Source organism: Pseudomonas avellanae BPIC 631 (assembly GCF_000444135.1).
Taxonomy (GTDB): Bacteria; Pseudomonadota; Gammaproteobacteria; order Pseudomonadales; family Pseudomonadaceae; genus Aquipseudomonas; species Aquipseudomonas avellanae.
The window spans coordinates 1-8,601 of record NZ_ATDK01000090.1; the positions used below are offsets into that span (position 1 = coordinate 1).

Genomic DNA, 8,601 nt, shown 5'->3' on the forward strand with positions numbered 1-8,601 from the left:
TACAGATGCCCTATCGAAATGATGACGGAAATGATGTCCAAGCATCATGAGAGTCCATCCCTAACTCAATAGCCGGGTGTTGCACTCAGCCTCTGAAACCGCCCTGCCATTCATTACCTTTTCATGTCTGGCCCATTAGTCCTCATGCCAAGCCCTCTACCTATCCGTTTCAACCGGCAACGCCGTGAAGTGGCATACGTCACTAAACGCTGGAGACGTCCCAGATTCGTTGCATGGGAGAACGTTGTAGCACGGGTAAGCTGCTACGAATTAGTGACAGTTTATGGCGTCATCAAATGCGCTGATCTGATTATTGGACTGGATGGAAAATCTGGTGGTCAAACCTCATGGATCACCGTTCCCACTCACACGATGGAATTGGCTATGAGCGAATGGGAAATTATTCGCGCTTATATGGAAGGAGGTGTTGAAGCGGTGCTGCCACCGATGAGACCAGGAGAAGTAGAAGAAGGCACCGTAGAATTTTTCCATATACGCCGGCGCTACTGTCAGTCGGAGTGTGACTATCTGCACTACCTTTTTAAATTCCTTCCAATGCAATTATTCTCGGGCTGGACTCTCCCCTGTCACATTGCAGCCTTAATCAACCGTATGCCTTTTGTCCGCTTACCCGACTCGATTCTTGAATGGTCCAAACCCCTGCCCCGCGAACAATGGCAGGCACCCAGCGCCGAGCTGATCGCGCAAAGCGAAGAAGTCCGCAAAAGTCTTCGCAAGGGTATGACCATTTTCGAGCATTTCAGCGCACAGCAGCAGCGCAGGGCGAAAGATCACGCCGATCACTGAAGCCGTGAATTCGTAACAACGCATTACCTCAGGCACAGCAAACGATAATCCCTCTTATTCAAACCGCACGAGGCTGATAAGCTTGCACGCCCCGATTTACGCCTCGTTGCAGGATGTGTATGAGTACGCGGTTCCGCCTGTCCCTTGCTCTGCTCACGACGCTGGTCTTGAGCGCGTGCGATGACGCCCCGCGTTTCACTCATGCCGAGCCAGGCGAAGCCTTGTCTGGCGGCAGCGCGACGGTCAGGAAGAGCGATCAGAACGCGTTCTCCATGCCCTCGGCCAATCTGTCGCCGGTGCGTCGGCTGGATTTCAGTGTCGGCAACAGTTTCTTTCGCAGCCCGTGGGTGATTGCGCCGTCGACCACCACAGCCCGCGACGGGCTCGGGCCGCTGTTCAACACCAATGCCTGTCAGAACTGCCACATCAAGGATGGTCGCGGCCATCCGCCGGAGGCTGGCGACAGCAATGCGGTGTCGATGCTGGTCAGGCTGTCGATTCCTGATAACCCGGCCTATGCGGACCTGATCCAGCGTAATGGTGTGTTGCCCGAGCCGACGTATGGCGGGCAGTTGCAGGACATGTCGAACCCCGGCGTCGAACCGGAAGGCAAGGTGCGGGTCGAGTACGACGCGTTGACGGTCAATTTCCGCGACGGCACTGCTGTCGAGTTGCGTCAGCCAACGCTGAGGATCACCCAATTGGGCTACGGCCCGATGCACCCCGAAACACATATCTCGGCGCGCATTGCCCCGCCGATGATCGGCCTGGGGCTGCTGGAAGCCATTGCGGATGACGCCATCCTCGCCAACGCCGATCCCGATGACAAGAACGCCGATGGCATCTCGGGCCGCCCCAACTGGGTCTGGGACGATGCGCAGCAAAAGGTCGTCATGGGCAGGTTCGGCTGGAAAGCCGGACAGCCCAACCTCAACCAGCAGAACGTGCATGCCTTTTCCGGCGACATGGGCCTGACCACCAGCCTGCGCCGCGTCGATGACTGCACACCGGCGCAGACCGATTGCCTGGCCGCGCCCAACGGCAATGGCCCGGACGGTGAACCGGAAGTCAGTGACAACATCCTGCGTCTGGTCGAGTTTTACACCCGAAACCTGGGCGTTCCGGCTCGCCGAAAGGTAGATGATCCGCAAGTGCTGGCAGGCAAGAATCTGTTTTTCGAGGCGGGTTGCCAACAGTGCCACACGCCATCATTCAAAACCCGGAGCGACGCTGCGGAGCCCGAACTGGCCAACCAGAACATTCGCCCGTACAGCGACCTGCTGCTGCACGACATGGGCGAAGGGCTGGCCGATAATCGTACCGAGTTCCAGGCCACCGGCCGCGAGTGGCGCACGCCGCCGCTGTGGGGGTTGGGCCTGACCGGCACGGTAAGCGGGCACACCCAACTGCTGCATGACGGTCGCGCGCGCAACGTGCTTGAGGCGATACTGTGGCACGGTGGCGAAGCCCAGGCAGCGCAACGAAAGGTACTGGCATTTGACGCCGAACAGCGTGAAGCGCTGTTGGCGTTTCTGAATTCGTTATGATGCTCTCATTGCAAAGTCTTCTCGTTCAAAATCATCTTTTTCCAAAAATAAGGAGCCGGACATGTTCCGACCCAAGTTGTTGCTGACCAGCCTCGCGGCGCTTGCATTGGGTGCCTGCTCACCGTCCGATCCTCAGGCGGTCACGTCTGCGGCCATTGCCAAGCAGGTGATCCTGCCGACCTACAGCCGTTGGGTCGATGCCGATCGTCAACTGGCAAGCAGCGCACTTGCGTTTTGCCAGGGCAAGACCGACCTGGCGACTGCCCGTGCCGACTTCCTTAAGGCACAAAAAACCTGGGCAGAGTTGCAACCGCTGTTGATCGGCCCGCTGGCCGAAGGCAATCGTGCGTGGCAAGTGCAGTTCTGGCCGGACAAGAAGAACCTGGTTGGCCGTCAGGTCGAGCAACTGGTGACTGCACAGCCGCAGATCAATGCCCAGGAACTGGCCAAGGCCAGCGTCGTGGTTCAAGGCTTGTCCGCTTACGAATACATCCTGTTCGACGCCGAAATCGACATGGCCAACGCTGAGCAGAAAGCGCGCTACTGCCCGCTGTTGATGGCCATCGGCGAGCGGCAGAAGTTGCTGGCCGAAGAAATTCTGAGCAGTTGGAACAGCACCGACGGCATGCTTGCGCAACTGAGCAAATTCCCCAACCAGCGTTACGCCGACTCGCACGAAGCCATCGCCGAACTGCTGCGGGTTCAAGTGACCGCGCTCGACAGCCTGAAGAAAAAACTGGGCACGCCACTGGGTCGTCAGAGCAAAGGGCAGCCGCAGCCATTTCAGGCTGATGCATGGCGCAGCAAGTCATCACTTAGCAGCCTGGAAGCCAGTCTGATCAGCGCCCAGACGGTCTGGACCGGTGTCGACAACAAAGGCTTGCGCAGCTTGCTATCCGCTGAGCAGAAACCGCTGGCCGACAAAATCGATGCGGCCTACGCTACCAGCCGCAAACTGCTGTCGGAACTCAAACCGCCTCTGGTTGACCTGTTGGCCACCGACGCAGGGCGCCAGCAGCTCAATGCGTTTTATGACAGCCTGAATGCGGTGCATCGCCTGCATGAAGGCGAGCTGGCCAAGGCACTGGGCATTCAGTTGGGTTTCAACGCCAACGACGGTGATTGATCGAGAGGTGCGAACGATGTTGCGACGCCAGGCGATGGCCCTCGGCAGTCTGTTGCTCAGTGCTTGCACATTGGGCGGCTGGACCCTGTTCAAACAGAAAGACACCGGCCCTCTGCTGCTGTCTGCGCGCGACGATGGCGACGGCAAACACTATGCGGTGGGTTTCCGGCTTGACGGGACGCAGGTGTTTGCCACTCAGGTGAACCAACGCTGCCATGACATCATCAATCACCCCATCCTGCCGTTTGCCGTGTTCATCGCACGTCGTCCAGGCACCGAAAGCTACCTGATCGACCTGCGCGACGGCAGCTTGCTGCAAACCATCGTCTCGCAGCCGGGCCGGCACTTTTATGGCCATGCGGTGATTCATCGTGACGGCGAATGGCTGTATGCAACTGAAAACGACACCCGCGACCCAGGTCGCGGGTTGCTGGGCGTTTATCGGTTCGTCGATGAGCGGCTGGTGCATTCGGCAGAGGTATCCACGCACGGCATCGGTCCGCATCAGGTCTCCTGGATGCCGGATGGCGAGACACTGGTCGTTGCCAACGGCGGCATTCGCACCGAAGCGGAAAGCCGCGTGGAAATGAACCTGAATGCCATGCAGCCCAGCCTGGTGATCATGCAACGCGATGGCACGCTGCTAAGCAAGGAAACACTCTCGCAACAGATGAACAGCGTTCGCCACATGGGCATTGCCAGCGATGGCACCATCGTCGCGAGTCAGCAGTTCATGGGCGATAGCCACGAAGTCGCCGAGCTGCTGGCGATCAAACGTCCAGGCCAGCCATTTCAAGCGTTCCCGGTGGCACAGGAGCAATTGCGCGCAATGGGGCATTACACCGCCAGCGTTGCCGTGCACAGTGATCTGCGACTGATCGCACTGACAGCGCCACGAGGCAACCGGTTCTTCATCTGGGATATGGACAGCGGCGCACTGAAACTGGATGCACCGTTGCCGGACTGCGCAGGCGTTGGTGCCGTGGTCGACGGGTTTGTCGTGACTTCAGGTCAGGGACGTTGCCGCTTCTACGATTGCCGCAAACCGGAACTGCTGGCCAGGCCGCTGGACCTGCCCGCAGGGTTGTGGGACAACCATCTTCATTTTGTCTGACTTGGCTGGCAAGGCAGAAAAAAATCAGTTCCTGACACCTGCGCCCTGCGCCAGGCTGTACATAAACAGCAAAAGGTCATGATCAGGCTGTGCCGTGGCCAGGCTCTTCACCGCACGCGGCAACGGGCAGTGGCCCTCGCCGTTTTGCGTCGTGAGTATCCGGGTAGCCGGTTGCTCGAGCGCTGCCACTGTGACAGTCGCGATCCCAAGCGCAGCGAAGATGAAAAGACCTCGTGCCATTTCTAGCTTCATGACTCTAAACCTTTGATAGAGCTGCCAAACGCCGCTTGATAAAAGTAGATCAACTTCTGCCAGTCTGCAGCGCTGAATGACGAATGGCGTCTCAGTTGTTTCATGTCGTGCTGAGCCGCGCCTTGTGCCGTGAGGCGGCGACGGCCTTTTTCCAGATCAAGCAGAGCAACCTCGACCTTCGCGTCCGGGCCATCACCCGTCACGCGTACAAAAACGTGTTTGATGTACAGGCAGCTGTGTTGCCAGCGGCCCAGGTGCATACGCGCCAGGGTGCTGGCCACTTCCTTGAGCATTCGCTCATAGAAGAGTTCGCCATGGCGCTCACGCCCTCCGGCGGCGAGCCACTTTTCGATTTCGTCGAAACCGTCCAGCGCAACCGTCACCAACAGCGCCCGCCAGGCATTGTCCTCACCGCGCTCGGCACCGCAGAAAACCACCTCAGGCACCACCACGCCAAGCTTGCGCAGACCCTCCAGCGCCTCGCGCTCGCGCAACACGGTCGGCCGCCCGAGCGGGTGCAGCAAGCTACGGTAGATATGGCCCGTCTGACGTTTGGCATAGAGGGTCTGCCCATTGTCCATGACCAGCCGCTGCACGCCACTCTCGCCGCCTCGGCGTACGTTAGGCTCTTCAACCCACTCGCCGTGCTGACTCCAAAAATGGCTGAACTCATCCTGCACCGAGTTCTCGACTGGCTCTTTCAAGGACTGCAAACCCATCTCTTTACCTTTTACGTAAGACATAAACTCGCCACATGGCGTACATCGGCAAGAAGTCCATTCGATTCTGAATGCGAAATCCGGCCTGCTCAAATTCTGCTTCTGCGGTAGCAACCGGTAACACAAACCGATTCTGGTAACTTTCCTGCCCATTTTTCTGCTGACGTTTTTTCTCCAGACGCTCGCGCCGCCATGCCTTGAAGTTGCCATCAACCCACAGCGAAACAATCACACTGTCGCGAGTGACGCGCTGGAACTCACGCAATAGCGCCATCCGGTCGCTCGACTGTCCAACATGGTGCAGCAGGCGCATGCAAAAGATGCTGTCTACTGCGTTGTCGGGCAAATCGATATCAAAAGCAGATGTCTGCAAGGGTTGTACCCTTTTCACAACATCTGCCGGTTGAGATGCACAAGCGGTACTGAGCATGTCGGCGGAGTTGTCCGCGCCGATGATCGAGCGGTTGGGTTTCTCGGCCAGCAGCGGCCAGAAGCGACCCGCACCGCAAGGCAGGTCCAGCACCAGCCCGGGATCACCCGCCATGTGCAGGGCTTTTCTCGCCAGTTGCTCATCGCGATGATGCGACAATTTGCGCCAAATGCCGTCCTGGTGTTTTTCAAGGTACTGACGGGCATGTGACTTGTCGTACTTGCGGGAAAATTCGAGTTCGATGCGATCGCTCATAAGAGCAGCTCCTGACGTTGATGCGGGCCAAAATAGAGGCAGCGCCGTCACTGTCAGGTCATCTCAATGTGAAAATTTTGTTACCTTTGCAGTTCAGATGTTTCGAGATTTTACAGAGAGTTAGGCACGCTGTGTGCCCAATCGACGAATTGCTGTCGATTTAAGGTCACACAGTAAGGCGTGCCTGTTCGATGTGAACGTCAGGGCTTGACCGCGTTCAATGTGACTTCAAACCGACAGCCATGTGGCTCCATCGGGGTGAGGTCCACTCTCCAGCCCTGATTGGTGCAGATGCGCTGCACCAGCGACAGGCCAAGGCCCAGCCCTTCCCCACGCTGTTCGTTGCCGCGCACAAACGGCTCGAACATGGCTTCGCGTTTTTCTTCGGGAATGCCGACACCACTGTCTTCCACGGTGAAGCTTTCGGCTTGCAGCGTGAGCGTGATGAAACCGTGATCCGTGTAGTGCAAAGCGTTGCGCAGCAGGTTGCCCATGACGGCATGCAGAAACGTTGCGTTATAGCGGGTTTCGGATAACTGGTCATCCGCAGGCGGGGTGTAGGTCAGCACCAGCCCCTTGCCTTCGATCGGATCACGCCACTGGGAAATCAACTGCTCCGCTACGCCGACCAGCGTGGCCTTGGGCGTCATTGCCGGATCTTCGCGCTGGGTACGGGCAAGCATGAGGAAGGTCTGCACCAGGTCACGCATCTCTTCACACGCGCGGCCGATACGCTCGACCTGACGTCGCCCGCGCAGATCGAGCGCAGGGTTTTCCAGCAACAGCTCGCAGGAGCTGGCCAATACCATCAATGGGGTGCGCAACTCATGGCTCACGTCACTGGTGAACATGCGCTCACGAATCAGTGCCTGCCTCAGCCGACCCAGCGTCGCGTCGAATGCCACCGCCAGCTCACCGACCTCGTCAGCGGCATAGTCCGGTGCCAGAGGCGGTGCGAGCCCCAACAACTGGTCACGGTGCCTGACCTGCCTGGCCAGACGGACCACAGGGGCCATCACCCGACGCGCCAGCACCCAACCGAGAAACACCGCCAGCGCCAGCGCCAGCACAAAGCCGACCAGCACGACGGCGAACAGGACTCGCTCACGCTCTTCGAAGTCACTTTGATCCTGCAGCAGGGCGTAATGCCGACCGTCGACCACCTCGATCATGGCGTGATAGGAGAGCGGCCCGCGAAAAACCTCATGAAAGCCAGGCTCAAGATGGCGCAGGTCCTTGGGCAGATCGAAATCGCCGGGGCCATTACTGAAATAGAACAACTGGTCAGGCTTGGGCCGGTGGCTCCAGTCGCTGACGCTGTCCATCAGCATCAGGCGATTGAGATCACCGCCCAGGCCTGCAGAAATCAGCTTTTCTTCGACCAGGTGGACCGTTGAAATAATCCCGATGGCAAACGATCCGGCGACCAGTGCACTCATCAATGCGAAGGCAATGATGATCCGCTGGGCAAGACTCTGTTTAAACTCCATCCCGGCCCTCGGCCAAGCGATAGCCCACACCGTGCACGGTCTGCAACAGTGGTTTGCCGAACGGTTTGTCGATCACCTGGCGCAACTGATGCACATGGCTGCGCAGGCTGTCGCTGTCCGGGCAATCGTCGCCCCACAGAGCTTCTTCCAGTATTTCGCGGCGCAGCACATGAGGGCTCTTCTGCATCAGCACGGCCAGCAGTTTCAGGCCGACCGGGTTGAGCTTGAGCATGCGACCTTCACGCGTCACTTCAAGGGTATCGAGGTCATACACCAGATCGGCCACCTGCAACGTACGCCGTCCCCCGCCCTGGGCACGACGCAGCACCGCTTCGATCCGTGCGGCCAGTTCAGACAGGGCGAACGGCTTGAGCAGGTAATCATCGGCACCGGAGCGGAAGCCCTGCAGGCGGTCGTCCAGTTGGTCGCGGGCGGTCAGCATGATGACCGGGGTATCACGACGGGCATCTTCGCGCAGGCGCTTGCACAGCGTGTAGCCGTCAATGCCGGGCAGCATGATGTCGAGCACGATGAGGTCATAGTGCTCGGTGGCCGCCAGGTGCAATCCGGAGAGGCCATCCTGGGCGCAATCGACGGTATAGCCTTTCATGCCCAGATAATCGGCCATGTTCGCCAGGATGTCGCGGTTGTCTTCAACCAGAAGAATTCGCATAAAGCACTCTCATATGCAGTTTGGGCTGGCGCAGCTTAAGACGAAGTGGGCGTCAGGGCCAGCGCCGAAATGGCATGACGATATTTTCACCTGGCGGTTTCAGAGGCTGAGTGCAACACCCGGCTATTGAGTTAGGGATGGACTCTCATGATGCTTGGACATCATTTCCGTCATCATTTCGATAGGGC

General features: G+C 58.6%; 9 protein-coding genes. 4 read left to right on the forward strand and 5 right to left on the reverse strand.

Going from position 1 to position 8,601, the window contains the following annotated elements; all coding sequences use genetic code 11:
• The first annotated feature begins 384 nt into the window (after positions 1-384).
• From DW49_RS1000000133570 to DW49_RS0106725, 4 genes are all read left to right on the forward strand, one after another.
• Entirely contained in the window at positions 385-807 is a 423-nt protein-coding gene (locus DW49_RS1000000133570) for a hypothetical protein (protein WP_229687588.1), read from the forward strand.
• Between the two features lie 119 nt (positions 808-926).
• A complete protein-coding gene (locus DW49_RS0106715; RefSeq protein ID WP_024420527.1) occupies positions 927-2,354 on the forward strand; it encodes a di-heme oxidoreductase family protein in 1,428 nt (475 codons plus the stop codon).
• A 61-nt stretch (positions 2,355-2,415) separates the two neighbouring features.
• A complete protein-coding gene (locus DW49_RS0106720) occupies positions 2,416-3,480 on the forward strand; it encodes an imelysin family protein (protein ID WP_005620261.1) in 1,065 nt (354 codons plus the stop codon).
• 16 nt (positions 3,481-3,496) lie between these two features.
• Positions 3,497-4,594 carry a DUF1513 domain-containing protein gene (locus DW49_RS0106725; protein ID WP_024420526.1) on the forward strand — a complete coding sequence of 366 codons (1,098 nt, stop codon included), beginning with the start codon at positions 3,497-3,499 and terminating at the stop codon, positions 4,592-4,594.
• A gap of 24 nt (positions 4,595-4,618) precedes the next feature.
• On the opposite strand, the gene DW49_RS0106730 is transcribed toward DW49_RS0106725, so the two are convergent.
• The 5 genes from DW49_RS0106730 to colR all read right to left on the reverse strand — a co-directional run bounded on the left by DW49_RS0106730 (position 4,619) and on the right by colR (position 8,413).
• A complete protein-coding gene (locus tag DW49_RS0106730; RefSeq protein ID WP_024420525.1) occupies positions 4,619-4,846 on the reverse strand; it encodes a hypothetical protein in 228 nt (75 codons plus the stop codon).
• The gene (locus DW49_RS0106735; protein WP_024420524.1) at positions 4,843-5,565 is read right to left on the reverse strand and encodes a lipopolysaccharide kinase InaA family protein; all 723 of its coding nucleotides are present in this window, start codon (positions 5,563-5,565) and stop codon (positions 4,843-4,845) included. The genes DW49_RS0106730 and DW49_RS0106735 overlap by 4 nt, the downstream gene beginning before the upstream one ends.
• A gap of 4 nt (positions 5,566-5,569) precedes the next feature.
• The gene (locus DW49_RS0106740; RefSeq protein ID WP_005620266.1) at positions 5,570-6,250 is read right to left on the reverse strand and encodes a class I SAM-dependent methyltransferase; all 681 of its coding nucleotides are present in this window, start codon (positions 6,248-6,250) and stop codon (positions 5,570-5,572) included.
• 200 nt (positions 6,251-6,450) lie between these two features.
• Positions 6,451-7,740, reverse strand: a complete 1,290-nt coding sequence (locus DW49_RS0106745) for a sensor histidine kinase (protein WP_003380966.1) — start codon at positions 7,738-7,740, stop codon at positions 6,451-6,453.
• Entirely contained in the window at positions 7,730-8,413 is a 684-nt protein-coding gene (gene colR, locus DW49_RS0106750; protein ID WP_002555020.1) for a two-component system response regulator ColR, read from the reverse strand. The genes DW49_RS0106745 and colR overlap by 11 nt, the downstream gene beginning before the upstream one ends.
• Between the last annotated feature and the right edge of the window lie 188 nt (positions 8,414-8,601).

Bases quoted from the DNA above. Each gene is read 5' to 3' on its own strand.
- DW49_RS0106720 (WP_005620261.1), top strand. From the start codon at position 2,416: ATGTTCCGACCCAAGTTGTTGCTGACCAGCCTCGCGGCGCTTGCATTG.
- DW49_RS0106735 (WP_024420524.1), bottom strand. From the start codon at position 5,565: ATGGGTTTGCAGTCCTTGAAAGAGCCAGTCGAGAACTCGGTGCAGGAT.
- DW49_RS0106715 (WP_024420527.1), top strand. From the start codon at position 927: ATGAGTACGCGGTTCCGCCTGTCCCTTGCTCTGCTCACGACGCTGGTC.
- DW49_RS0106745 (WP_003380966.1), bottom strand. From the start codon at position 7,740: ATGGAGTTTAAACAGAGTCTTGCCCAGCGGATCATCATTGCCTTCGCA.
- colR (WP_002555020.1), bottom strand. From the start codon at position 8,413: ATGCGAATTCTTCTGGTTGAAGACAACCGCGACATCCTGGCGAACATG.
- DW49_RS1000000133570 (WP_229687588.1), top strand. From the start codon at position 385: ATGAGCGAATGGGAAATTATTCGCGCTTATATGGAAGGAGGTGTTGAA.
- DW49_RS0106730 (WP_024420525.1), bottom strand. From the start codon at position 4,846: ATGAAGCTAGAAATGGCACGAGGTCTTTTCATCTTCGCTGCGCTTGGG.
- DW49_RS0106740 (WP_005620266.1), bottom strand. From the start codon at position 6,250: ATGAGCGATCGCATCGAACTCGAATTTTCCCGCAAGTACGACAAGTCA.
- DW49_RS0106725 (WP_024420526.1), top strand. From the start codon at position 3,497: ATGTTGCGACGCCAGGCGATGGCCCTCGGCAGTCTGTTGCTCAGTGCT.